The organism is Pseudoxanthomonas winnipegensis, from assembly GCF_004283755.1.
Lineage (GTDB): Bacteria > Pseudomonadota > Gammaproteobacteria > Xanthomonadales > Xanthomonadaceae > Pseudoxanthomonas_A > Pseudoxanthomonas_A winnipegensis.
In genome coordinates this window covers 368998-393015 of sequence record NZ_SHMH01000004.1, presented here as the reverse complement: position 1 = coordinate 393015, position 24018 = coordinate 368998, and the positions used below count along the sequence as shown (strand labels likewise).

Genomic DNA, 24018 nt, shown 5'->3' with positions numbered 1-24018 from the left:
ATCAGTACGCGGTCTTCTGGCCAAGCACACGCACGGCCGTGAGCACGATGATCTTGCAGTCCAGCCACAGCGACCAGCGGCGGATGTAGTCCAGGTCGTACTGCACGCGCTTCTTCATGGTGCGCAGCTCCGGCGTCTCGCCGCGGAAGCCGTTGACCTGCGCCCAGCCGGTGATCCCCGGCTTGACGTAATGGCGCTGCATGTAGCGGTTGATCAGCTTCTCGTAATGGCTGTTGTGCTGGGCCGCATGCGGGCGCGGCCCGACGATGGACATGCTGCCGCCGAGCACGTTGAAGATCTGCGGCAGCTCGTCGATGCTCGTGCGGCGCAGGAACCCGCCGAAGCGCGTGATGCGCGCATCGCCCTTGGTCGCCTGCTTCACCTCGCCCTTGCCCGCGCCGGGCTGGTCGACATACATCGAGCGGAACTTCAGCATGTAGAACTCGCGGCCGCCTAGGCCGTTGCGCTTCTGGCGGAAGAACACCGGGCCGGGCGAGCTGAGCTTGACGCCGATCGCCACGGCCAGCAGCAGTGGCCACAGCACCAGCAGCGCGCCGATGGCCACGATCTTGTCCTGCAGCGACTTGGCCACCACGAAGTAGTTGTTGCGGTCCACGCCGCCCTGGCGCAGGTTGATCACCGGCACGTTGCCGATCTGCTCGCCCTGCTGGTTGAGCATGCCGAAGTCGAACAGGTCGGGCACCAGCTTGACCGTGATCGGATAACGGTCCAGCACCTGCAGCAGCGCCTTGATGCGGTCGCGGTCGCCCAGCGGCATGGAGATCCACACCTGCTCGATGGTGTTCTCCTGCAGGTAGCGCTCGAGCTCCTCCGGCGCGGAGATGCCCAGGCACGGCAGGCGGCTGGACGCGGCGCTGGGCACCATGTCGTAGCGGCTCTGGAAATAGCCGACCAGCTGCAGACCCACCCAGCTGTTGCGCGACAGGTAGTGCTGCAGCTTGAACACCGGCGTGCGCAGGCCGATCACGACCACGCGCTGGGTATCCAGGCCGCTGCTGCGCAGCGCGCTCAGCACGTTGCGCAGGACGGTACGCGAGGCCACCAGGCCGACGAACCCCAGCAGATACCAGGCGCCGAGCCAGCTGCGCGAGACGAACTGCCCCATCTGCACCACCAGCGCGTGCACCGCGAACAGCGCGAACACGCCGCTCCAGGCCACGCCCAGCACCATTACCTCGCGGCCCAGGCCGCGCCCGCGCCAGCTGCGATACAGCGGAAAGGCGGTGAAGCAGATCACCGCATAGAGCAGCGTGGTGCCGATCACGCCGCGGTAGCCCACCGCCGGCAACCAGGTGTCAAACCGCAGCCGATAGGCGATCAGGGCCGCCGCGACCACCACCACGATGTCCGAGACCCGCAGCAAGACATCCGCCGCCGCCGAATACTTGGAAAGCAGACGCGGCGAGGTGCTTGTATCGGTACCGCTACTGAGGTCAGCAAGAAGCATGGCGCTCTCCAATCTGGTGCTTCACTGGCATGGCGCCTGGGCGCGCATGCCGGGAAACGATGCTCGATGTGGTTAACCCTTCCGGTTAACGCGCGAAACGCTTGAGAGCGTCCCGGACGTCAGGCCGACGGCCACCACCTCGCACTGGAGCACTGCATGTCCCCCTGTTCACCGAATAACTTCCCGGCGAACAAACCAGTTGCTGCGGTGCAACACTCGCAGAAAGACTGCGAAGGTTCTGTGCACCAGCTCACGGGTCGGGGCTCGAATGCAGGCTCCTCGTCTATTCAGTTTTGATGCGTCGTGTGGGGCTGCGAGCGTCGCAGCGAACCGGCCAGATGCAGCAGCAGCGCGAGCACCAGGCCGAGGAAGAAACCGAACACCAGGCCCAGTGCCAGGTTCACCACCAGCCGCGGCGAGCTGGGCGTGCTCGGAATTTCCGCCTTGTCGATGACCGAGATATTGTTGGCCCCGACGTTACCTGCGACGCCGATCTCCTTGAAGCGCTGCAGCAGCGCGTCGTACAGCTGACGGTTGGTGTCCACATCGCGCTTGAGCATGTTGTAGCGGATGCTGCGCTCTTCCAGATCCAGCTGGTCGTGCTTGAGCGCACTGATGCGCTGCTCGGTGAGCTGCTCCTGCTGGGCCGCCGCATCGTATTGCGACTTCAACGAGGCCCGGATGACCGCCACCTCGCGGCGGATCTGCTGGTTGCCCGCATCGATGCGGCTCTTCAGGCGCTGCATCTCCGGATAGTCGGGCTTGTAGGTGGCCAGCTTCTGGTTGTACTCGGTCTCCATCTCCGACTGCGCTTCGCGCAGGTTCTGGATCAGCGGGCTGGAGACCACCTGCGGCAGGTTCATCCCGTCGCCGGCGCGCGCCTCGTTCCAGGCGGCCTCGGCCTGCAGCTTGGCCGCCTGCGCGGTGGCCAGCATGCCGTTGAGCTCGCTCAGGTTCTGCGCGGGCAGCGAAGGCTGGTTGTCGCCGATCGAGACGATCTGCTGATCGCCCGAGTAGTCCACCAGCGCCCGCTCGGATTCCTCCACCTTGCCGCGCAACTGCTCCAGCCGGTCGGACAGATACTTGACCGCGAAGGTCGAGGCATCGAGCTGGCGCTGCAGGTTGTCGGCGATGAAGGTCGAGGCGTAGGCGTTGGCGACCTGCGCGGAGAGCGCCGGGTCGGGCGAGCTGAAGTGGACCTTGGCCAGACGCGAGTTGCGCACCGGCTCCACGTCCAGCCCGGCCAGCACGTTGTCGGTCAGCGCACGCTCGACCGCCTCCTGCTGCCGCTTGCGCACCGTGGCCTTGTCGCCCTCGGCGCCGTCGGCGGCCTGCGCGGCGACCTTCTCGGCCAGCTCCTTGTAGGCGGGATGCTCGGCCAGATGGGTCGTGCGGATGACCTGCTGGGCCAGCGAACGGCTGCGCAGCAGCTCGTACTGCGTGTCGTAGAAGTCGCGGTCCATCGGCGACTCGGCCGGCATCAGGTTCTCGATGTTGACCACGTTCATCGCGTCGCGATTGATCTGCAACGTGGTGGTGGCCTGGTACTTGGGCGTCATCAGCAGCGTGACCACCAGCACCAGCGCGGCCACGGCCAGCGTCACGCCCGCGATCAGCCAGCGGCGGGTGGTGATGGCGTGCCAGTACTCCAGCAGGGTGACGTCGGCGTGTCTTGCGTTGAGATGACCGGGGTGGTGGTCGACCGTACTCATCGATAAGCCCTGAAAACCATGACGAAGGGGGTCAGCTCAAGCACGGTGCGCAGGAGCAGGCGTGCGTCGGAGCGATAGACCACGACGATGTCGCCTCCGTAGATTTCCGGATCGGGGTTGGCGCCCTTCTCGATCTCGGTCAGATCGAAGCGCGCGATCATCTTCTGCCCGCCGATCTCGCGGAACACCACCACGTTCTTGCGGCTGGCCAGATCGCTCACGCCCTGCGCCTCGGCCAGGGCCTGCTGCAGGGTCAGCTGCGTGGCGCCGTTGAGCGGATAGTTGCCCGGCTTGGACACCGCGCCGGACACGGTGATGCGCTGGCTGGTGAACTCCTGGATCAGCACCGAGACCTGCGGGTCCTGCAGGAAGCGGGCGCCGTAGCGCTGGGTGATCTCGCCTTCCAGCTCGCTGCGCGTCAGCCCGGCCGCCTTGAGGTTGCCGATCAGCGGCAGCGAGATCATGCCCTCGTTGTCCACGCGCACCTGGCGCTCGAGATCCTCGATCTGGAAGACCTTGATCTCGATCAGATCGCCGGCACCGATGCGGTACTCCGGCGTTTCCTTCAGCTCGCCCAGCGGATCGGGAGCCGGCAGCGAGGTCGCGACCTCCTTGGGCACGGAATTGCAGCTGGTCAGAAACAGCACGCACGCCAGCGCGAGCCATGCCAACAAACTTCGAACAGAGGGCGATGAGGCCATAAAACGGTCGTCTACCTTTGGGTTGGGGGGAGGCCCGCGGGTGCCCAACCGGACGGGTGTTCCGGTGTGGCGAGAGTTTCGTGACGTGGTCCGACGATGTGACCTGTCGAACTCAAGGTCACCAGCCGAATGTGAATACGGCCTGCGATCGACTATCGCATAGCGATGCGTCGGCCTCCAGACTGACATCCCAACGAACGATGCCTCCAGTCACGAACCGCGTGCCGGCCTCCCCGGCGCATTTCCTGTCGTTTCCCGGCAAAACCCTTTGCTGCTGCTGCTTTGCACAAATTGGATAACGCGGGTCGTGCGCGACACCGGACAGACTTTTGTGACAGAGCGCGCGTCTGCGGCTTCAGGTCGCAGTTACTCGATGCTCAGCTAGCTCAAGGCGGTTTAACGCAATGGGCTGGGAGGCAAGTAAATCGAGCGGGCATGGTCCCAGCGCAGAAACGCAAAACGCCCGGAAGGCCGGGCGTTTGTCTGGAACTCCACTGCGATTGGTCGGGACGGCCGGATTTGAACCGACGACCCTCTGCCCCCCAGGCAGATGCGCTACCAGGCTGCGCTACGCCCCGACGTCGCAAAGAACTTCACCCACCGTCGCGGTGGGCCGCGCATCATACCGGATTCATCCGCGGGCGGGCACCCCACCGCGCTCCTTCGATGGCGTAAGCCGCGGCCGCGCCTTCAGCGGCGCAGCAGCTGCAGGACTTCTTCCAGCTCCAGGCGCACCTGGCGCACGATCTGGTTGCTCAGGGCCGATTCCTGCTTGGCGCCCTCGCCTTCCAGGCGCAGGCGCGCGCCGCCGATCGTATAGCCCTGTTCGTAGAGCAGGCCGCGGATCTGCCGGACCATCAGCACGTCGTGGCGCTGGTAGTAGCGGCGGTTGCCGCGGCGCTTGACCGGCTCCAGGCTGGGGAACTCGGTCTCCCAGTAGCGCAGCACGTGCGGCTTGACGTCGCACAGCTCGGACACCTCACCGATGGTGAAGTAGCGCTTGGCCGGGATCGGCGGCAATTCCTTGTTGCTGCCGGGATCAAGCATTCGGGTTGCCTCCTGCGTACGCCTCGACGCGTTCCTTGAGTTTCTGGCCCGGGCGGAAGGTGACCACGGTGCGGGCGGAGATCGGGATCTCCTCGCCGGTCTTGGGGTTGCGGCCCGGGCGCTGGTTCTTGCGGCGCAGGTCGAAGTTGCCGAAGCCGGACAGCTTGACCTGGCGCCCCTGTTCCAGGGCGTCACGCAGCACGTCGAAGTACGCGTCGACGAATTCCTTGGCCTCGCGCTTGTTCAGACCGACTTCGTCGAACAGGCGTTCGGCCATCTCCGCTTTGGTCAATGCCATTGGTATTTCCCCGAGAGCCTCATCCGCGCATGCCGGCGCCGTGTTCCTGCGCCAGGGCGGCCACCGTTGCGGCGACCACCTCGTCCACATCGCGATCGTTCAATGTGCGCGTGTTGTCCTGCAAAATCAAGCCCATAGCGAGGCTCTTTTGACCGGTTTCGACCCCGGCGCCGACGTAGCGGTCGAACAGCAGCACCTGCCTGAGCAGCGGGCCGGCCGCCTTCCACACCGTCCGCTCAATGGCGGCGAAGGGCACCGCCTCGGCCACGGTGAAGGCCAGGTCGCGGCGCACCGACGGGAAGCGCGAGAGCTCGCCCGCACGCGGGATCTGGCGCTGGACCAGCGGCGCCAGGTCCAGTTCGAACGCCAGCACCGGCAGATCCAGGTCCAGCGCCTTGAGCAGGCGCGGATGCAGCTGCCCGATCCAGCCGATCACCCGCCCCTCGCGCAGCACCCGCGCCGAGCGACCCGGATGGCCGAATCCCTCGCTCGCCGGCTCGAACGTCAGCGCCGCGCCCGACGCCGCCGCCAGGCTCTCCAGGTCGCCCTTGAGGTCGTGGAAATCCACCGCGCGCGCCGGCACGCCCCACTGCTCGGCATGCGCATCGCCACAGACCGCGGCGGCGATGCGCAGCGTCTCGCGCGGCGCCTCGCCCTGCCCGGCCGCGGCGAACACGTTGCCCAGCTCGAACAGGCGGATCCGGCTGGTCTGGCGCGCCGCATTGCGCTGCAGGGCGGCGACCAGACCGGGCAACAGGGAGGTGCGCATCACGCCCAGCTCGCTGCTGAGCGGATTGGCCAGCGGCACCGCGCCTTCGGTCAGCTCCCAGCGCGCCAGCAACTGGGCGTCGACGAAGGCGAAGTTGACCGTCTCCAGCAGGTCGCGCGCGGCCAGCTGGCGGCGCACGGTGGCCTGGTCCAGCCGGGTCTCGCTGTCGGCGGCGATGCGGGTGGCGCCGCCGGGCAGCGTGGCCGGGATGCGGTCGTAGCCGTGGATGCGGGCCAGTTCCTCGATTAGGTCTTCTTCGATGGCGATGTCGAAGCGCCGGCTGGGCGCGACCACCGACCAGCCGGCGTCGGTGGCGTCGACCTGCATGCCCAGCGCACGCAGGATGCGCTCGATTTCGGCGTCCGGGATCTCCAGACCGAGCACGCGCGCCACGCGGGCGCGGCGCAGCGCGATCGGCGCCGGCGCGGGCAGATGCTGATCCAGCGCCGCCTGCACGACCGGGCCGGGCTGGCCACCGGCCAGCTCGACGATCAGGCGCGTGGCCACCTCGATGGCCTGCGGCGCCAGCGCCGGATCGACGCCGCGCTCGTAGCGATGCGAGGCATCGGTATGCAGGCCCAGGCGCCGGCCACGGCCGATGATGGCGGCCGGCGCGAAGTAGGCCGACTCCAGGAACACGTTGCGCGTGGCGCTGGAGACCTTGGTGTCCTGCCCGCCCATGATGCCGGCCAGCGCGACCGGACGATCGGCATCGGTGATCACCAGGAAGCCATCGTCCAGCGCGGCGGTGCGGCCATCGAGCAGCTGCAGCGACTCGCCGCTGCGGCCGTGGCGCACGCCGACCGGACCGGTCAGCAGATCGCGGTCGAAGGCATGCATCGGCTGGCCCAGCTCCAGCATCACGTACTGGGTGATGTCCACCAGCAGCGATACCGGGCGCACGCCGCTGCGGCGCAGGCGCTCGGCCATCCAGATCGGCGTGGCGCGGGTCGGATCGACGCCCTCGATGACGCGGCCGCAGTAGCGCGGCGCATCGGCGCCGGCGTCCAGCGTCACCTGCAGCGCATGCTCGTGCACGGCGGGCACCGGCGTGGCGTCGAAGGGCACCACGTCGCTGCCGCTGGCGGCGGCCACGTCGAAGGCGATGCCGCGCACGCTGAAGCAGTCGGCGCGGTTGGGCGTCAGCTTGATCTCGATGCTGGCATCGGGCAGGCCCAGGTAGTCGGCGATCGGCGTCCCCACCGGCGCATCGTCCGGCAGTTCGAGCAGGCCGGAGGCGTCGGCATCCACGCCCAGCTCCTTGGCCGAGCAGAGCATGCCGTTGGAGTCCACGCCGCGCAGCTTGGCGGCCTTGATGGAGATCTCACCCAGCCTGGCGCCGACCATCGCCAGCGGCGCGACCAGCCCGGGGCGCGCATTGGGCGCGCCGCACACGATCTGCAGGCGCTCGCCGGTGCCGGCATCGACCTGACAGACCTGCAGGCGGTCGGCTTCCGGATGCCGGGCGCAGTCGACGATGCGCGCCACCACCACCTTGTCCAGGCCTTCGCCCAGTGCGGTGACGTCCTCGACCTCCAGGCCGATGGCGGTCAGCGTCGCCGACAGTTCCTCGCGCGTGGCGCCGGTGGGGACGTGGCTGCGCAGCCAGTTTTCGCTGAATTTCATTTTGAAATTCCGGGATTAGGGATTGGGGATTCGGGATGGGTGAGAAGCGGACTCATGCGAGGTCGGGGCCGGGCCCGAAATCCGCTCTTACGAATCCCGAATCCCGAATCCCCAATCCCATCGCTCAAGCAAACTGCCGCAAAAACCGCACATCGTTCTCGAAGAACGCGCGCAGATCGCTCACGCCGTAGCGCAGCATCGCGAAGCGCTCCACGCCCATGCCGAAGGCGAAGCCGGTGTAGCGCTCCGGGTCGATGCCCACGCTGCGCAGCACGTTCGGGTGGACCATGCCGCAGCCCAGCACTTCCAGCCAGCGCGTGCTGCCGTCGGGCTGCTGCCAGGCGATGTCCACTTCAGCGCCGGGTTCGACGAAGGGGAAGTAGCTGGGGCGGAAGCGCATCTCGAAATCGCGCTCGAAGAAGGCCCGCACGAACTCGCTCAAGGTGCCCTTGAGGTCGGCGAAGGTCGAATGCTCGTCTACCAGCAGGCCCTCGCACTGGTGGAACATGGGCGAATGGGTCTGGTCGCTGTCGCTGCGATACACCTTGCCCAGCGCGATCATGCGCAGCGGCGGGGCGTGTTCGCCCATGTAGCGCACCTGCACGCCGGAGGTATGGGTGCGCAGCAGGCGGCCATCACCAAAATAGAAGGTGTCGTGCATGGCGCGCGCCGGATGGTGCGGCGGAAAGTTCAGCGCCTCGAAGTTGTGCCAGTCGTCCTCGATCTCCGGGCCGTCGGCCAGCTCGTAGCCCAGCCGGCCGAAGATCTCGGCGATGCGCTCGATGGTGCGGCTGATCGGATGCAGGCCGCCGCGCGTGCCGTCGCGGCCCGGCAGGGTCACGTCGATCGCCTCACCGGCCAGGCGCGCGTCGAGCGCGGCGTCCTCCAGCACGGTCTTGCGTTCGGACAGCGCCTGGGCGATGGCATCGCGCGCGCGGTTGATGGCTTCGCCGGCGGCCTTGCGCTGGTCGGCCGGCAGCGTGCCGAGCGCCTTGAGCTGGGCGGTGACCTGGCCGTTCTTGCCCAGCAGCGCCACGCGCAGGGATTCGACCGCATCGGGCGCGGTGGCGGCGGCGATGTCGGCCAGCGCCTGCGCAGTGAGGGATTCGATTTGGCTCATCGGTCCTTGGAGGTCCTGGTAGGAGTCCGGCGGCGACCCGGCTCACGCCTTCGGGTCGCCCAAAACAAAAATGGGGAAGGACTCGCGCCCTTCCCCATGCATGCAATGCTGTTTCCGCCGAAGCGCCGCGCGGAGGCGGTGCGCTTCGATGGATCGACACTTATGCCGCGAGCGCGCCCTTGGCCTTTTCAGCCAGCGCCGCAAAACCGGCGGCGTCGTGGACGGCGATGTCGGCCAGGACCTTGCGGTCCAGGGTGATGCCAGCCTTCAGCAGGCCGTTCATGAAACGGCTGTAGCTCAGACCGTTGATGCGGGCCGCCGCGTTGATGCGGGTGATCCACAGCGAACGGAAGTTGCGCTTCTTCTGCTTGCGGCCGATGTAGGCGTACTGCTGGGCCTTGATGACGGCCTGCTTGGCGACGCGGAACACCTTGCGGCGCGCGTTGTAGTAGCCCTTGGCCTGGCTGATGATCTTCTTGTGACGGCGACGTGCGGTCACACCACGCTTGACTCGTGCCATGGTCTAGTTCCTCAGAGGTAGGGCAGCATGCGGTTCAGACGGCCGGAATCTTCGGCGCGAATGATGTTCGTCGCACGAAGACCACGCTTCCGCTTGGTCGCCTTCTTGGTGAGGATGTGGCTACGGTTGGCGTGGCCAGCCTTGAACTTGCCGGAGGCGGTCTTGCGGAAACGCTTCGCCGCCGCCCGGTGGGTCTTGATCTTGGGCATTGCTAGATCCTTGTGGGTTTCGATAACTGGTCTGGGCGGTGGCCTGCGCCACGCTTTCCGTCCTGCCCCAACCGGCTGGTAAGTCGCTGATCCGGAACGGATCGGCGACAGGTTCCTATGGCCTTTCGGCCGCCCGGCGATAAACCGGGCCGCGCATCATACATGGCCGGCGATTTCCTTGCAAATCAGCAGGTTCGCAAAGGGCCAGGAACGATGAACCGGGCGCGGGCCCGGTCAGGCGGCTTGCGCCACAGGGCGCCCGCGAAGGGCGCCACGGGAGGCTTACTGCTTCTTCTTCGGCGCGATCATCATGACCATCTGCCGGCCTTCCAGGCGCGGACGGGACTCGATGATGATGTCCTCGCCCAGGTCGCGCTCGATGCGCGAGGCCATCTCGCGACCCAACTCCTGGTGGCTCATTTCGCGGCCACGGAAGCGGATGTTGACCTTGACCTTGTCGCCCTCTTCCAGGAAGCGGCGCATGTTGCGCAGCTTGATCTGGTAGTCGCCCTCGTCGGTGACCGGGCGGAACTTGAGTTCCTTGATCTCGACCTGCTTGGTCTTCTTCTTGGCCTCGTTGGCCTTCTTCTGGGCTTCGAACTTGAACTTGCCGAAGTCCATGATCTTGCACACCGGCGGATCGGCCTGCGGCTGGATCTCGACCAGGTCCAGACCCTCGTCCTCGGCCATGGACAGCGCCTCGTCGCGCGAGAGCACGCCGATCATTTCGCCGTCGCTGCCGATCACGCGCACGCGCGGGACGCGGATCTCCTGGTTCTTGCGGTTTTGCTTGTTATCGGGGGTACTGATGTTGCAGTCTCCGTGATGGAATGGGGCCGGCACCCCTGACGTGCCGGTTCCTTAAAGGTCAGGCCGCTTGCTCGGCCGCGAGGCGTTCGGCGAAGGCCTGGACCGACATTGTGCCCAAATCCTCGCCTGCGCGCGTGCGCACGGCCACGGCGCCATTGTCCCTCTCGCGGTCTCCGACCACCAGCAGATACGGCACCCGCTGCAGCGTGTGTTCGCGGATCTTATAGCCGATCTTTTCGTTCCGCAAATCCGAAACCACGCGGAAACCTTGATTTGAAAGGGTTTTCGCCACCTGCTCGACGTACGGCGCCTGGGCGTCGGTGATGTTGGCGACCACCGCCTGGACCGGGGCCAGCCAGGCCGGGAAGGCCCCGGCGTGGTGCTCGATCAGGATGCCGATGAAGCGCTCCATCGAGCCGACGATGGCCCGGTGCAGCATGACCGGGTGCCGTTTCTGGCTGTTTTCGTCCACATACTCGGCACCCAGGCGGCCGGGCATCATGAAATCGACCTGCATCGTGCCCAGCTGCCAGGTGCGGCCGATGGCGTCGCGCAGGTGGTACTCGATCTTGGGGCCGTAGAAGGCGCCCTCGCCCGGCAGCTCCTGCCATTCCACCCCGCAGCTGCGCAGGGCCGAACGCAGCGCGTCCTCGGCCTTGTCCCAGGTGGCGTCGTCGCCCAGGCGGGATTCGGGGCGCAGGGCGATCTTGATCTGGATGTCCTCGAAACCGAAGTCGGCGTACACCTTCAGCGCCTGCTGGTGGAAGGCGGTGACCTCGGCCTCGATCTGCGCCTCGGTGCAGAAGATGTGGCCGTCGTCCTGGGTGAAGCCGCGCACGCGCAGGATGCCGTGCAGCGCGCCGGAGGGCTCGTTGCGGTGGCAGGCGCCGAACTCGCCGTAGCGGATCGGCAGGTAGCGGTAGCTGTGCAGGCCCTGGTTGAACACCTGGACGTGGCCCGGGCAGTTCATCGGCTTGACCGCGTAGGTGCGCTTCTCCGACTCGGTAAAGAACATGTTCTCCTTGTAGTTGTCCCAGTGGCCCGACTTCTGCCACAGCGACACGTCCAGGATCTGCGGGCAGCGTACCTCGCCGTAGCCGCTCTCGCGATAGACCCGGCGCATGTACTGCTCGACCACCTGCCACAGCGCCCAGCCCTTGGGATGCCAGAACACCAGGCCCGGGCCCTCTTCCTGCAGGTGGAACAGGTCCTGCTGCTTGCCGATGCGGCGGTGGTCGCGCTTCTCGGCTTCCTCGATGCGCTGGATGTAGGCGTCCAGCTGCTTCTTGTCGGCCCAGGCCGTGCCGTAGATGCGCTGCAGCTGTTCGTTCTTGGCATCGCCGCGCCAGTAGGCGCCGGAGATCCGGGTCAGCTTGAAGGCCTTGAGGAAGCGCGTGTTGGGCACGTGCGGGCCGCGGCACATGTCCACGTATTCCTGGTGGTAGTACATGCCCATGGCCTGGATGTCCTCGGGCATGTCCTCGATCAGGCGCAGCTTGTAGTCCTCGCCGCGGGCCTTGAAGATTTCGATCACCTCGGCGCGCGGGGTCATCCGCTTGATCACGTCGTAGTCCTGCGCGATCAGCTCGGCCATGCGCGCCTCGATGGCGGCCATGTCCTCGGGCGTGAAGGGGCGCTCGGAATAGATGTCGTAGTAGAAGCCTTCGGCGATCACCGGGCCGATGACCATCTTCACGTCCGGGTAGAGCTGCTTGACGGCATGCCCGACCAGATGCGCGGCGGAGTGGCGGATGATCTCCACGCCCTCCTCGTCCTTGGGCGTGATGATGCGCAGGGTCGCGTCGTGGTCGATGACGTCGCTGGCATCGACCAGCACGCCGTCCACGGCGCCGGCGACGGTGGCCTTGGCCAGGCCCGCGCCGATCGACTGGGCGACCTGCATGACGGAAACGGGGGCATCGAACTGACGGCGGCTGCCATCGGGGAGCGTGATCGTGATCATGGGCTTTTCAGGGGCTTGGGGCCGCGCCGACGACCGGGCGTCGGAGGCGAGGAAATCTGGGGACGGGTCTGCGCAAACACAAAGGGCGCCACACGGGCGCCCTTGCAGGTGACCATGTGCGTGGATCAGCGGTGGGCGGTGGTAGTGCTCATGTCGCACGCTCGGCCGGCGCGGGGCGCGGGCCACCTGACTCATCGTCGAAACGGACCTGCATGGTAGCGCAAAGCCCGCCGCGACGGGCAACGAGGCCCGCGGACGCCGCCGCTATACTGCCGGCCCACCCGCCCGCCCGCGCCCGCCCGTGTCCCCCGAACCCGTCGTCGCCGAACTGATCGAACTGCTCAGCCTGGAGCGCCTGGAGGAGAACCTCTTCCGCGGCCAAAGCCGGGACATCGGCACCAAGTACGTGTTCGGCGGCCAGGTGCTGGGCCAGGCCCTGTCGGCGGCGCAGGCCACGGTCGACCCGGCCGCCCAGCGCCGTGCGCACTCGCTGCACGCCTACTTCCTGCGCGCAGGCGATGTGGAAGCGCCGATCGTCTACGACGTGGACCGCACCCGCGACGGCGGCAGCTTCTCGGTGCGCCGGGTCACGGCGATCCAGCACGGCAAGGTGATCTTCTTCTGCGCCGCGTCCTTCCAGGGCGACGAGCCCGGGGTCGAGCACCAGCCGGAGATGCCGCAGGTGCCGGCGCCGGAGGACATCGACGAGCAGCCCTCGGTGCCGCCGCAGGTGATGGCCACCCTGCCGCCCAAGGTGCAGCGCTGGCTCAACCGGCTGGGGCCGTTCGAGTTCCGCCACGTGCAGCCGCGCAACGAGCTGGATCCGCAGCGCCTGCCGCCGCGGCAGCAGTTCTGGTTCCGGCTGTCCGAGCGGGTCGGCGACTCGCCCGAGCTGCACCGCACGCTGCTGGCCTATGCCTCGGACTACCAGCTGCTGGGCACGGCCAACTTCCCGCACGGCATCAGCTACTACCAGCCGAATGTGCAGATGGCCTCGCTGGACCATGCGATCTGGTTCCATCGCCCGTTCCGCGCCGACGACTGGCTGCTGTACGCCATCGACAGCCCGACCATGCAGAACGCGCGCGGCATGGCGCGCGGGCTGATCTTCGACCGTGCCGGTCGGCTGGTGGCCAGCACCGCGCAGGAGGGCCTGATCCGCGTGGTCCCCAGCGCCGGCGATGCGGCCCACGTGCCGGCCAAGGAATAAGGCAGCCCCGTGCGCCAGATCTTCACCAGCCAGCGCGTGGAAACCGTCGAGGGCGTGGCCCAGTTGCTCGAGCAGGCCGGCATCGCCACCTACATCAGCAACGGCCGCTCCTATCACGGCCGCCGCGGCAGCCAGTTCAAGTATTCCGACCCCACGCCCAAGGCCAAGCAGCCCACCGTGTGGGTGCGCCATGCCGACGACCAGCTGCACGCGCGCGAACTGCTGCGCGCCCAGGGCCTGCTGGAGACCACCCGGCCCGGCGTGGCGCAGCCGCTGGCCTTCGCCGAGCCGGACCAGGATGTCCACAACAAGCGCCGCTGGGCGCTGCGCATCCGCCTGGTGCTGCTGGCGCTGATCGTGGCCGCGGCGGCGTTCACCTTCCTGCACCACCGCGCCCTGCGCCAGCAGGCGCAGGCAGAAGCGCAAGCGGCCGCCGCCGCGCAGGCGGCCGCCCGCCAAGCGCGCACGCCGCAGGACGATGGGCTGAAGGACGACGAGCAGCGCGTGCGCATCCCGATGCTGCCGCCGGCTTCGCCGCCGCGCTGATCCGGTCACATCCGCCAGGCCGGCGCGTCATGGAACGAGGATTTCGACCGGAAGCCTTGCCATGCACGCCCTGACCCTGGATGCCACGCTGCACCACGAACTGCCCGCCGCCCGGCGCGGCGACACGGCCGCCTATGGCCGGATCGTGTCGGCCTGCCAGAACACGATCACCGCCATCGCCCTGTCGATCACGCGCGATGTGGCGGCCAGCGAGGACATCGCCCAGGAGGCCTTCCTGCGCGCCTGGCAGCGGCTGGACCGGCTGAAGAACCACGACAGCTTCCTGCCCTGGCTGCGGCAGATCACCCGGAATCTTGCCCGCGACCACCTGCGGGCACGCAAGCATGCCGCCATGACCGGGCAAGACGCCGAGCTGGCCATCGCCATCGCCGCCGATCCCGCGCCCGAACCCGGCGAACGGCTGCTGGTCACCGAGCAGGAGACCGCCGCGCTGGAACTCATCGACGCCCTGCCCGCCGAGAGCCGCGAGACGCTGCTGCTGTACTACCGCGAGGGCCAGAGCTCGCAACAGGTCGCCGCGCTGCTGGGCTTGTCCGATGCCGCCGTGCGAAAGCGCCTGTCGCGGGCGCGCGAGCAGGTGCGCAGCGAGCTGCTGGCGCGCTTCGGCGAATTCGCGCGCAGCTCGGCGCCGGCGGCGGCCTTCGCCCTGGTCGTGACCAGCGCGCTGACGGTCGGCACGCCGCCGGCCGCGGCGGCCACCGCGCTGGGGCTGGCCGGGTCGGTCGGCGCCAAGTCCGTGGGCAAGCTGCTGCTGGGCGGCCTGGGCAGCATCGGGATCGGCGCGGCCGGCGCGGGCCTGGGCGTCTGGCTGGGCCTCAAGCGCAACCTGCGCGGCGCCCTGGATGAGCGCGAGCGCACGCAGCTCAAGCGCAGCGCGGCGCTGAGCGCGCTGCTTTCGCTGGCCTTCGTCCTGGGCATGCTCGCCTATGCGTCCTGGGGCCACGGCTGGCTGGTGCCGCTGCTGCTGACGCTGGGACTGTTCGGCGGCGTCAGCTACCTGGGGCTGGTGGTCGAGCCGCGCATCAAGGCGCGGCGCCATGCCGTGGAAGCGCAGCGCGATCCGGTCAAGGCCGCGCGGGATCGCCGCCGCGAGCGCTGGATGGCCTGGGCCGGCTTCGTGCTGGGCATGGCGCTGGGCGGCGGCGGCCTGGTCTGGGGAATGATGGCCAGCGGTCGCCTGCCGTTCTGAGGCAGGAGCGCCGGGGAAGGACCGCGCCATGCGTCGAGGCGTGGTCGTCCTGAAAAGCAAAACCCCGCGCCGTTCCCGGCGCGGGGGCTGCTTGAACCGCAATCGACCCGTTACGACTTGGCCGGTGCGTCGGCCGGCGGCGGCGGGGGCGGCGGCACGCCGTCCGGGCCACCGCGATGCCCACGCGGACCGCGCTCGTCGCCCGGACCATGCATCGGGCGGTCCGGCTTGGCCGCGTCGAACTCGGCCTTGCTCAACAGGCCGTCCTTGTTGGTGTCGGCCTTGGCGAACCATTCGTCACGACGCTGCTTGACCTTCTGTTCGAAGTCGGCCTTGTCGACGAACCCATCCTTGTTGACGTCCATCTCCGCGAAGCGGGCGGCGAACTTGGGATCGGCCTTGGCTTCGGCGGCGCTGATACGGCCGTCGTGGTTGGTATCCAGCCTGGACAGCCAGCCATCAGGGCCCGGGCCGTGGCCGCGTTCACCGCGCGGCGGGCGCGGCAACTCGTCGCGGCTCAGGAAGCCGTCCTTGTTCTTGTCCAGGGCGTCGAACTGCTTGGCCAGCCAGGGGTTGGCGGCGGCTTCGGCACGGCTGATCTTGCCGTCCTGGTTGGTGTCCAGGGCCTTGGGCGACGGGGGCGGCGGCGGGGGCGGTGTGCCGGCGTCCTGGCCAGCGGCCCAGGCCGTGCCGGCGCCCAGCGCAGCGACGATGGAAAACGCGATCAGGGTCTTGCGCATGCGTGCTTCCTTCCAGTGTCGTGGCAACGTGCCACTGGCAAGGAGAACGCCGCATCGCGGCCCGCGTTGACCCCGGGCACGGGCGCATTAAGACGGCGGACAGCCGCGTCAAGACGAGGCGCCGACCGGCGGCGATGGCGGCGGCGGGCGGCAGGTCGTCTGCCCGCGCCACGACGCGGACCCGATCTCACATGGCGGGACGGCGAGGGCACAGTATGCTGCGGCCATGCCGACGCCCCTGCCCCATCCGCTCTGCAACGCCGCGCTGCCGCGGCGCGCGTGCGGCGCGCGGGGAGAAGGAGGCGCGGCATGATGGGCAGCGGCGCCCTGCCGCCGCGCGACGACGTGCGGCTGTTCCATACCGGCGAACATGCCTGCGGCTACTGGCCCGAGCGCACGGCGCGCGACCTGGTGCTCGACCCGCGCGATCCGCGTCTGCCGATGTTCTATCCGACCGCGCTGTCGTGGGGCTTCCGCCGCTCCGGCGATCTGGTCTATCGCCCGCATTGCCATGGCTGTCGCGCATGCGTGCCGGTGCGTATCCCGGTGGCGCATTTCACGCCCGATCGCAGCCAGCGTCGCTGCGCGGCGCGCAATGCGGGGGTGGAGGCGCGCGTGGTGCCCGCCCAGCGCAGCGAGGAGCATCTGGCCTTGTACCAGCGCTACCTCACCAGCCGCCATGTCGGTGGGGGCATGGACGATCACGGCGCGAACGAGTTCGAACAGTTCCTGGTCGGGCGCTGGTCGCAGACGCGCTTCCTGGAACTGCGCGAGGACGGCCGGCTGATCGCGGTGGCCGTCACCGACCGGGTGCCCGGCGCCCTGTCGGCGGTGTACACCTTCTTCGACCCGGACCTGGCCGCACGCAGCCTGGGCACGCTAGCGATCCTGCGCCAGATCGACTGGGCCCGACGCGACCTGCGCACGCATCTGTACCTGGGCTACTGGATCGATGGCCACCGCAAGATGGCCTACAAGCGCCGGTTCGCACCGCTGGAAGCCTTCGACGGACGCACTTGGGACCGCATCGAGGATGTGGCCGGCTAGCCGCTGACCCGCTCATTGTCGTTCCCGCGAAAGCGGGAACCCAAGGACGTTGGCGCTTGCGTGCGAAAGCCGCTGGAGTCCCGCCTTCGCAGGAATGACGGGCGTTGAAGGCTAGCCAGGCGCCGGGTGTCATCTGCGGCGCATAGAATCCTGCGATGCGACTGACTTCCCTGCTCTGCCTGATGGCCCTGTCCACGCTTGCCGGCTGCGCGCACGATGCCGCCGTGCCGCCCGCCCCCTCTGCCCCGCTGCGGGTGGCGACCTACAACACCTCGCTGTATTCGGACCAGGCCGGCGAACTGATCGCCGAACTGGAAGGCGACAGCGCACACGCGCGCAAGATCGCCGCGGTGCTGCAGGTCGTGCGGCCCGATCTGGTGCTGCTCAACGAGTTCGACTACGACCCGGCGCAGCGCGCGGCCGATCTGTTCCAGCATCGTTTCCTCGAAGTCGCCCAGCCCGGCGGCGGCGCGCCGCTGCGCTATCCCTACCGCTATCTGGCCGAGGTCAACACCGGCGTACCCAGTGGCCTGGACCTGGACAACGATGGCCAGGTCGGCGGACCGGGACGCGCGGGCGGCAACGATGCCTGGGGCTATGGCCTGCATCCGGGGCAATACGGGATGCTGGTGCTGTCCAAGTATCCGATCGATGCGGACGCGGTGCGCAGCTTCCGCCTGCTGAAGTGGTCGCAGGTGCCCGGCGCGGCCAACCCGATCGATCCGCGCAACGGCAAGCCCTGGTATTCGGCCGTGGCCTGGTCGCAGCTGCGGCTGTCGTCCAAGTCGCATTGGGACGTGCCGGTACGCGCGCCGGGCGGTGTGGTCCACTTCCTGGTCTCGCATCCGACTCCGCCGGTGTTCGACGGGCCGGAGGACCGCAACGGCGCGCGCAATGCGCAGGAAATCGCGCTGTGGCGCCATTACCTGGACAACGCGCCTGGCGCCGCCTGGCTGTGCGACGACGCCGGCCGCTGCGGCGGACTGGAGGCGGACGCGCGGTTCGTCATCGCCGGCGATCTCAACAACGACCCGGTCGACGGCGACGGCCACCACGAGGCCATCGTCGAACTGCTCGAACATCCGCGCGTGCTGCGCCATCCCACGCCGACCAGCGCCGGCGGCGAGGCGACCGCGCGCGCCTACGCCGCCAAGGGCGTCGCCCATCGCGGCGCCCCGGCCCAGGTCACCGGCGACTTCGGTCCCAAGGCCGGCGCGATGCGGCTGGACTATGTGCTGCCGTCGGTAGGCTTCTCGTATCTGGGCGGCGGCGTGTTCTGGCCCGCCAGCGACGATCCGCACGCGGCCATCGCCGATGGCAGCGACCATCACCTGGTGTGGGCGGACCTGCAGCGCTGACGATCGCCGTCGCTCGCGCGTCCCCGGGCTTCAGGGCGAGACGAACAGCCGCTCGCTGAGGAAGTCCACCCAGACGCGCAGCTTCGGCGAGAGCTGGCGGCTGGACGGCCACAGGATGGAGAACTGCCCCGGTGTCTCCATGAAGGCCGGCAGCAGGGACACCAGGCGCCCGTCCTTGATCGCATCGCGGGCGAGGAACTCGGGCATGTAGGCGATGCCCATGCCGCCGATGGCCGCCGCGCGCAAGGCCTCCATGTTGTTGCAGGTCAGCACGGCGCTCACCGACTGACCCGCATCGCCTTCGACCCCCGAGAGCGACCAGGGCTGCAGCTTGCCGGTGGTCGGGAAGCGGAAGCGCAGCGCGTCATGCGCCTGTAGTTGCGCCGGGGTGTGGGGCGTGCCGCGCAGGGCCAGGTAGTCCGGCGATGCGCACAGGACGAAGTGGAATGGTCCGAGCCGCCGCGACATCAGGCTGGAGTCGGGCAGCACGCCGCTGCGGATCACCGCGTCCATGCCCGATTCGACGACATCCACGATGCGGTCGTTGAAGTCCAGGTCGAGCTCGACCTGCGGATACAGGCGGCGGAACTCGGGCAGCAGCGGCAGCAGGAACCGGTAGCCGATCACCGGCAGGCCGATGCGCAGGGTGCCGCGCGGCGTGCGCTGGGCCTGCGACAGCATGGCCTGGGCATCCTGCAGCTCATCCAGGATGCGGCGGCAGCGCTCCAGGAACAGGTGGCCGGACTCGGTCAGCACGATGCGGCGCGTGGTCCGCTGGAACAGGCGCGCGCCCAGCGATTGCTCCAGCGCGGCGATCCGCTTGCCCACCGCCGACGCCGACAGGCCGAGCGAAGCGCCGGCAGCGACGAAGCTGCGCAGCTCGGCGGCCTTGACGAAGACGTTGATGGCGGACAACTGATCCATGCCGCGGTCATTGCGGAGATTTTTTCCTCAATTTACGGAAATCCTGGCGGTTTTTCGAGCGTTGCAGACGCCATAGCGTGTCACGACGTTCCCCGCGCCCTGATGCCCCCATGTCCCACCTTTCCTCCTCATCCCCTGCCGCGCATGGCGGCCTGTTGCTGCTGGCCGTCTGCGCCGTCGCCCTGGCCATGCCGCTGAGCTTTTCCGCCGGCGCGCTGGCCGTGCCGGCCATCGCCCGCGATCTCGGCGGCAGCGCCGCGGCCCTGAACTGGGTCACCAATGCCTTCATGCTGGCCTTCGGCAGCCTGCTGATGGTGGCCGGCGCGCTGGCCGATCGCTTCGGCCGCCGGCGCCTGTTCCTCGCCGGCACGGCCGGGTTCGCGGCCAGCTCGGTGCTGCTGTGCCTGGCGCCCAGCCTGCTGTGGCTGGACCTGCTGCGCGCCTGCCAGGGCGTCGCCGCCGCCGCGTCCCTGGCCAGCGGCAGCGCGGCGCTGGCGCAGCGCTTCGAGGGCCCGGCGCGCCTGCGCGCCTTTAGCCTGCTGGGCACCACCTTCGGCACCGGACTGGCGATCGGGCCGCTGCTGGCGGGCAGCCTGGTGGTCTGGCTTGGCTGGCGGGCGGTGTTCGCCGCCGGCGCGCTGCTGGCCGGTCCGGCCTGGTGGCTGGCGCGCCGCACCATGCGGGAAAGCCGGGCACCTTCGAGCGGTCCACTGGACTGGCCAGGCGCGGTGGCCTTCACCGCGACCGTTTCGCTGCTGACCCTGGCCCTGATGCAGGTGCCGCTGCATGGCTGGCTCGGCGCCGGCACGCTGGGCTGCGCAGGCGCGAGCCTGGCGCTGCTGGCGCTCTTCATCGCGATCGAGGGCCGTCGTCCGCAGCCGATGCTCGACCTCTCGCTGTTCCGCTATGCGCGCTTCGTCGGGGTGCAGGTGCTGCCGGTGGCCACCTGCTATGGCTATGTCGTCCTGCTGGTGCTGCTGCCCCTGCACCTGATCGGCATCGAAGGTCTCGACCCGGCGCGTGCGGGACTGGTGATGCTGGCCCTGTCGGCGCCGATGCTGGGCGTGCCGATGCTGGCCGCACGGCTCGCGCGCGAGGTGTCCGCGGGCGCTCTGTGCGGGGTGGGCCTGCTCGTGGCGGCGCTGGGGCTGGCCTGGCTGGCGAGCCGGATCGGCGGCCCGCCGGCCGGTCTGGTGGCGCCGCTGCTGGTGATCGGCGCCGGCACGGGCCTGCCCTGGGGGCTGATGGATGCGCTGTCGGTCAGCGTCGTGCCCACCTCACGCGCCGGCATGGCCGCAGGCATCTTCGGCACGATGCGCGTGGCCGGCGAAGGCATCGCGCTGGCGCTGGTGGGCGCCCTGCTCGCCGACTTGAGTCGATCGCACCTCGTGCACATGGGCGCGGCAGGCGACCACGCTCCGGCGGCGGCGGCCGCGCTGGCCGCCGGCGACCTGGGGCAGGCCGCGCGCCTGATTCCCACGCTGCCCGCGGCACGGCTGGTCGCGCTGCAGACCGATGCGCTGCAGCTGCTGCTCTGGGTGCTCTGCGCCATCACCGGCGTCGCCGCGCTGGTGGTGCTTGTCATGCTGCGCCGGCCGGCCGCGCCCAACGACGCGCACGCGACCGCATCTGCTTGAGCGTCCCTGCCGTCCGGACAGCGCAAGCGTCGTCCGGAAGCAGGCACGCCCCCGCGATCAACCTCCTGCGACGGGCGGCGGCGTTGGATCGATGCCCGAATCCCATTCGAAGAAGCCGGACACGCCCAGGATCCGATCGGCGGCAGCGCGCAGCGCGTCGCTGGCCTGCTCGCCCGAGCCGGTGAGCGACTGGCGCAACAGCGCCGCCAACACCGGGTCGGCTTGCGAGAGCAGCGCCAGGCGCTCCTTGGGCCGAGGCAGAAACTGGCCCTGCTGCAGGCTGTGGTAGGCCACCAGGGCCTCGACGGCCAGGGCACGGGCCTGCGCCGCGTCGGCCACGTCGGGCTCGGCGATGAAGTCCAGCGCATCCTCCACCAGCGTGGCCGCTGCATAGCGCTCGCGCGTCAGCGCCTGTTCGTCCAGGCCGGGGCCGCGCTGCAGCCGTTCCGAGGCCAGGCGCTGCAAGTCCGCCATCGCGCCGCGGGGATCGGCCACCAGGACGCCGGTGGCCAGCATGTGCGCCATCACCGGCCGGCCCGCATCGGCCTCGCTGTGGATCGCGTGCAGCAGCCAGGCGCGGGAATTGAAGAACAGCTCGGCCGGCACGCCGTTGAAGCGGCGCTGCACGCGACGGCGCCACGCGCCGTCATGGAGGATGACCACATCCAGATCGCTGGACGGCCCTGGATTGCCGCGCACGATGCTGCCCGACACGACCAACCCCGCCGGCGCGACGATCTGCGGCACCCAGGCCAGCAGTTCGACGAGGGCCTGCCGATGCCGGGGCTGCAATGTTTCGCCCAGTGCGGCCCACGACCTCTGCGTCTGCTCCTGCATCGCCGCTCCCTCAGGCCAGCGTGATCTCGATCGCCGCCGCGGCCTCGCGCGCCTTGGCGCGGGCGGCGTCGATGTCGGCGCCGCGGGCCAGGGTGACGCCGACGCGGCGCTGGCCTTCCACGCGCGGCTTGCCGAACAGGCGCAGCGCGGTATCGGGCGCTGCCAGGGCGGCCTCGACGTGGGCGAACACCGGCACGCCGTGGCCTTGAGCCAGCATCGCGCACGAGGCCGAAGGCGCGACGGTCGTGATCGTCTCGCCATCGCCCGCGCCAACCGGCAGGCCGAGGATGGCGCGCGCATGCAGGGCGAACTCGCTCAGGTCCTGCGACACCAGCGTCACCAGGCCGGTGTCGTGCGGGCGCGGGGACACCTCGGAGAACCACACCGCGTCGCCCTTGACGAACAGCTCCACGCCGAACAGGCCGCGCCCGCCCAGGTCGTCGGTCACCGCGCGGGCGATCTGCTGGGCGCGCGCCAGCGCGGCCGCGCTCATCGGCTGCGGCTGCCAGCTCTCACGGTAGTCGCCGTCCTTCTGCCAGTGGCCGATCGGCGCGCAGAAGCTGGCGCCGCCGGCGTGGCGCACGGTCAGCAGGGTGATCTCGTAATCGAAGTCGATGAAGCCCTCGACGATGCAGCGCCCGGCTCCGGCGCGGCCGCCGGTCTGCGCGTAATCCCACGCCGGGGCGATGTCGGCCTCGCTGCGCAGCGTGCTCTGGCCCTTGCCCGAGGAGGACATCAGCGGCTTGACCACGCACGGCAGGCCGATGGCCGCGACCGCGGCGAGATAATCCTCGCGCGTGTCGACGAAGCGGTACGGCGAGGTCGGCAGGCCCAGCGTCTCGGCGGCCAGGCGGCGGATGCCTTCGCGGTCCATGGTCAGGCGCGCGGCGCGCGCGGTCGGGATCACGTGCAGGCCGTCGGCTTCCAGCTCGACCAGGGTCGGGGTGTGGATGGCCTCGATCTCCGGCACCACCAGGTGCGGCCGCTCCTGCACGATCAGCGCGCGCAGCGCGGCGGGGTCGAGCATGTCCAGCACATGGCTGCGGTGGGCGACCTGCATGGCCGGCGCGTCGGCATAGCGGTCGGCGGCGATGACCTCCACGCCGAAGCGCTGCAGCTCGATGGCCACCTCCTTGCCCAGTTCGCCCGAGCCGAGGAGCAGGACGCGGGTGGCGGAAGGCGAGCGCGGCGTGCCGAGCGTGGTCATGGGCGGCGGATCCAGGCAGAAGGGGCGGCCATTCTAGCCAGCCCGTCTCTTGCGTCCCCGGACCGACCCGGCCCGCCTGCGCCGACGGATGGCACTTGCAGGACGATATCAATTTGATATCTTTCCCTTGACATCCGAGGACACCGCCATGAAAGAACAACCCGTCCGTTCCCTGCCCGGCCTTCCCTTCCTGTTGGTGCTGCTGGTGCTGCTGGCCGGCGCGGTGTGGCTGTTCGCCACCGGCCTGGGTCCCGACCCGGACGGCGCCGGCGTGGCCTCGGCGAGCCGGGTGGTGGTGGCCATCGTGCTGGCCGCGGCGCTGCTGTTCTGCCTGATCGGCCTGTACACGCTGCAGCCCAACCAGGCCGCGGTGATCAGCCTGTTCGGCAAGTACGTGGGCACCGACAAGCAGTCCGGCCTGCGCTGGAACAACCCCTTCTACGCCAAGAAGAAGGTTTCCCTGCGCGTGCGCAACTTCGAGAGCGGCCGGCTGAAGGTCAACGAGCTGGACGGCTCGCCCATCGAGATCGCCGCGGTCATCGTCTGGCAGGTCAGCGTGGCCTCCGAGGCGGTCTACAACGTGGACGACTACGAGAGCTTCGTGCACATCCAGTCCGAGGCGGCGCTGCGCGCGATGGCCACCAGCCATCCCTACGACCAGCACGAGGACGGCCAGGTCTCGCTGCGCAGCCATCCGGCCGAGATCAGCGAGCAGCTCAAGCACCACCTGGACGAGCGCCTGACCCAGGCCGGCGTGGACGTGATCGAGGCGCGCATCAGCCATCTGGCCTACGCGCCGGAGATCGCCCAGGCCATGCTGCAGCGCCAGCAGGCCAACGCGGTCATCGCCGCGCGCACGCGCATCGTCGCCGGCGCGGTGGGCATGGTCGAAATGGCCCTGGCCGAGCTGGAAAAGAGCGGCACCGTGCAGCTGGACGAGGAGCGTCGCGCCGCGATGGTCAGCAACCTGCTGGTGGTGCTGTGCGGCGATCGGGCCACCCAGCCCATCGTCAACGCCGGCAGCTTGTACTGAGCAACGCCAGTGCCTGCCCACGTCTC

22 protein-coding genes and 1 tRNA gene are annotated in these 24018 nt (G+C 69.1%); 7 read left to right on the top strand and 16 right to left on the bottom strand.

Annotated features, from left to right (window positions below; genetic code table 11):
- Position 1: 1 nt before the first annotated feature.
- The 12 genes from EAT51_RS10230 to thrS all read right to left on the bottom strand — a co-directional run bounded on the left by EAT51_RS10230 (position 2) and on the right by thrS (position 12243).
- Positions 2 to 1468: an undecaprenyl-phosphate glucose phosphotransferase gene (locus EAT51_RS10230; protein WP_130517556.1), complete on the bottom strand. Its 1467-nt coding sequence runs from the start codon at positions 1466 to 1468 to the stop codon at positions 2 to 4.
- 287 nt (positions 1469 to 1755) lie between these two features.
- Positions 1756 to 3180, bottom strand: coding sequence for a GumC family protein (locus tag EAT51_RS10225; RefSeq protein ID WP_130517555.1), 1425 nt, complete (start codon positions 3178 to 3180; stop codon positions 1756 to 1758).
- A complete protein-coding gene (locus EAT51_RS10220) occupies positions 3177 to 3881 on the bottom strand; it encodes a polysaccharide biosynthesis/export family protein (RefSeq protein ID WP_130517554.1) in 705 nt (234 codons plus the stop codon). Before EAT51_RS10220 ends, EAT51_RS10225 begins: the two co-directional genes overlap by 4 nt.
- Positions 3882 to 4382: 501 nt before the next feature.
- A tRNA-Pro gene (locus EAT51_RS10215) sits at positions 4383 to 4459 on the bottom strand.
- A gap of 112 nt (positions 4460 to 4571) precedes the next feature.
- Positions 4572 to 4928, bottom strand: a complete 357-nt coding sequence (locus EAT51_RS10210) for a MerR family transcriptional regulator (RefSeq protein WP_093136322.1) — start codon at positions 4926 to 4928, stop codon at positions 4572 to 4574.
- Positions 4921 to 5226 carry an integration host factor subunit alpha gene (locus EAT51_RS10205; RefSeq protein ID WP_093136318.1) on the bottom strand — a complete coding sequence of 102 codons (306 nt, stop codon included), beginning with the start codon at positions 5224 to 5226 and terminating at the stop codon, positions 4921 to 4923. The genes EAT51_RS10210 and EAT51_RS10205 overlap by 8 nt, the downstream gene beginning before the upstream one ends.
- A 19-nt stretch (positions 5227 to 5245) precedes the next feature.
- Complete coding sequence (gene pheT / locus EAT51_RS10200) at positions 5246 to 7621, bottom strand: phenylalanine--tRNA ligase subunit beta (protein WP_130517553.1); 2376 nt, start codon at positions 7619 to 7621, stop codon at positions 5246 to 5248.
- Between the two features lie 124 nt (positions 7622 to 7745).
- On the bottom strand, positions 7746 to 8741 hold the full coding sequence (gene pheS / locus EAT51_RS10195; RefSeq protein ID WP_130517552.1) for a phenylalanine--tRNA ligase subunit alpha: 996 nt from the start codon (positions 8739 to 8741) through the stop codon (positions 7746 to 7748).
- 160 nt (positions 8742 to 8901) lie between these two features.
- On the bottom strand, positions 8902 to 9261 hold the full coding sequence (gene rplT, locus EAT51_RS10190; protein WP_130517550.1) for a 50S ribosomal protein L20: 360 nt from the start codon (positions 9259 to 9261) through the stop codon (positions 8902 to 8904).
- An 11-nt stretch (positions 9262 to 9272) separates the two neighbouring features.
- Positions 9273 to 9470: a 50S ribosomal protein L35 gene (gene rpmI / locus EAT51_RS10185; RefSeq protein WP_014160066.1), complete on the bottom strand. Its 198-nt coding sequence runs from the start codon at positions 9468 to 9470 to the stop codon at positions 9273 to 9275.
- 282 nt (positions 9471 to 9752) lie between these two features.
- Positions 9753 to 10280, bottom strand: a complete 528-nt coding sequence (infC, locus tag EAT51_RS10180) for a translation initiation factor IF-3 (protein ID WP_224096549.1) — start codon at positions 10278 to 10280, stop codon at positions 9753 to 9755.
- 58 nt (positions 10281 to 10338) lie between these two features.
- Positions 10339 to 12243: a threonine--tRNA ligase gene (gene thrS / locus EAT51_RS10175; protein WP_130561581.1), complete on the bottom strand. Its 1905-nt coding sequence runs from the start codon at positions 12241 to 12243 to the stop codon at positions 10339 to 10341.
- Between the two features lie 301 nt (positions 12244 to 12544).
- Here thrS and EAT51_RS10170 point away from each other — a divergent pair, with 301 nt between their 5' ends.
- The 3 genes from EAT51_RS10170 (at position 12545) to EAT51_RS20870 (ending at position 15209) form a co-directional block, all read left to right on the top strand.
- Complete coding sequence (locus EAT51_RS10170; RefSeq protein WP_130517544.1) at positions 12545 to 13453, top strand: acyl-CoA thioesterase; 909 nt, start codon at positions 12545 to 12547, stop codon at positions 13451 to 13453.
- 9 nt (positions 13454 to 13462) lie between these two features.
- The gene (locus tag EAT51_RS10165; protein WP_130517542.1) at positions 13463 to 13999 is read left to right on the top strand and encodes a hypothetical protein; all 537 of its coding nucleotides are present in this window, start codon (positions 13463 to 13465) and stop codon (positions 13997 to 13999) included.
- Positions 14000 to 14060: 61 nt separating this feature from the next.
- Complete coding sequence (locus tag EAT51_RS20870; RefSeq protein WP_130517540.1) at positions 14061 to 15209, top strand: RNA polymerase sigma factor; 1149 nt, start codon at positions 14061 to 14063, stop codon at positions 15207 to 15209.
- 110 nt (positions 15210 to 15319) lie between these two features.
- On the opposite strand, the gene EAT51_RS10155 is transcribed toward EAT51_RS20870, so the two are convergent.
- Positions 15320 to 15949 carry an EF-hand domain-containing protein gene (locus tag EAT51_RS10155; RefSeq protein ID WP_130517538.1) on the bottom strand — a complete coding sequence of 210 codons (630 nt, stop codon included), beginning with the start codon at positions 15947 to 15949 and terminating at the stop codon, positions 15320 to 15322.
- A gap of 309 nt (positions 15950 to 16258) precedes the next feature.
- Here EAT51_RS10155 and EAT51_RS10150 point away from each other — a divergent pair, with 309 nt between their 5' ends.
- Positions 16259 to 16996, top strand: coding sequence for an arginyltransferase (locus EAT51_RS10150; RefSeq protein ID WP_425478223.1), 738 nt, complete (start codon positions 16259 to 16261; stop codon positions 16994 to 16996).
- Positions 16997 to 17178: 182 nt separating this feature from the next.
- Positions 17179 to 18354, top strand: a complete 1176-nt coding sequence (locus tag EAT51_RS10145) for an endonuclease/exonuclease/phosphatase family protein (RefSeq protein WP_228257886.1) — start codon at positions 17179 to 17181, stop codon at positions 18352 to 18354.
- A gap of 30 nt (positions 18355 to 18384) precedes the next feature.
- On the opposite strand, the gene EAT51_RS10140 is transcribed toward EAT51_RS10145, so the two are convergent.
- A complete protein-coding gene (locus EAT51_RS10140; RefSeq protein ID WP_130517534.1) occupies positions 18385 to 19278 on the bottom strand; it encodes a LysR family transcriptional regulator in 894 nt (297 codons plus the stop codon).
- A 110-nt stretch (positions 19279 to 19388) separates the two neighbouring features.
- Between EAT51_RS10140 and EAT51_RS10135 the strand changes: the two genes are divergently transcribed.
- Positions 19389 to 20915, top strand: coding sequence for an MFS transporter (locus tag EAT51_RS10135; RefSeq protein ID WP_130517532.1), 1527 nt, complete (start codon positions 19389 to 19391; stop codon positions 20913 to 20915).
- A 57-nt stretch (positions 20916 to 20972) separates the two neighbouring features.
- Here EAT51_RS10135 and EAT51_RS10130 read toward each other — a convergent pair whose 3' ends face one another.
- Entirely contained in the window at positions 20973 to 21752 is a 780-nt protein-coding gene (locus tag EAT51_RS10130) for a nucleotidyltransferase domain-containing protein (protein ID WP_130517530.1), read from the bottom strand.
- 10 nt (positions 21753 to 21762) lie between these two features.
- Positions 21763 to 22959 (bottom strand): formate-dependent phosphoribosylglycinamide formyltransferase, encoded by a 1197-nt coding sequence (gene purT, locus EAT51_RS10125; RefSeq protein ID WP_130517528.1) that lies wholly within the window; start codon positions 22957 to 22959, stop codon positions 21763 to 21765.
- Between the two features lie 148 nt (positions 22960 to 23107).
- Here purT and EAT51_RS10120 point away from each other — a divergent pair, with 148 nt between their 5' ends.
- Complete coding sequence (locus EAT51_RS10120; protein ID WP_130517526.1) at positions 23108 to 23992, top strand: SPFH domain-containing protein; 885 nt, start codon at positions 23108 to 23110, stop codon at positions 23990 to 23992.
- Positions 23993 to 24018: the final 26 nt, after the last annotated feature.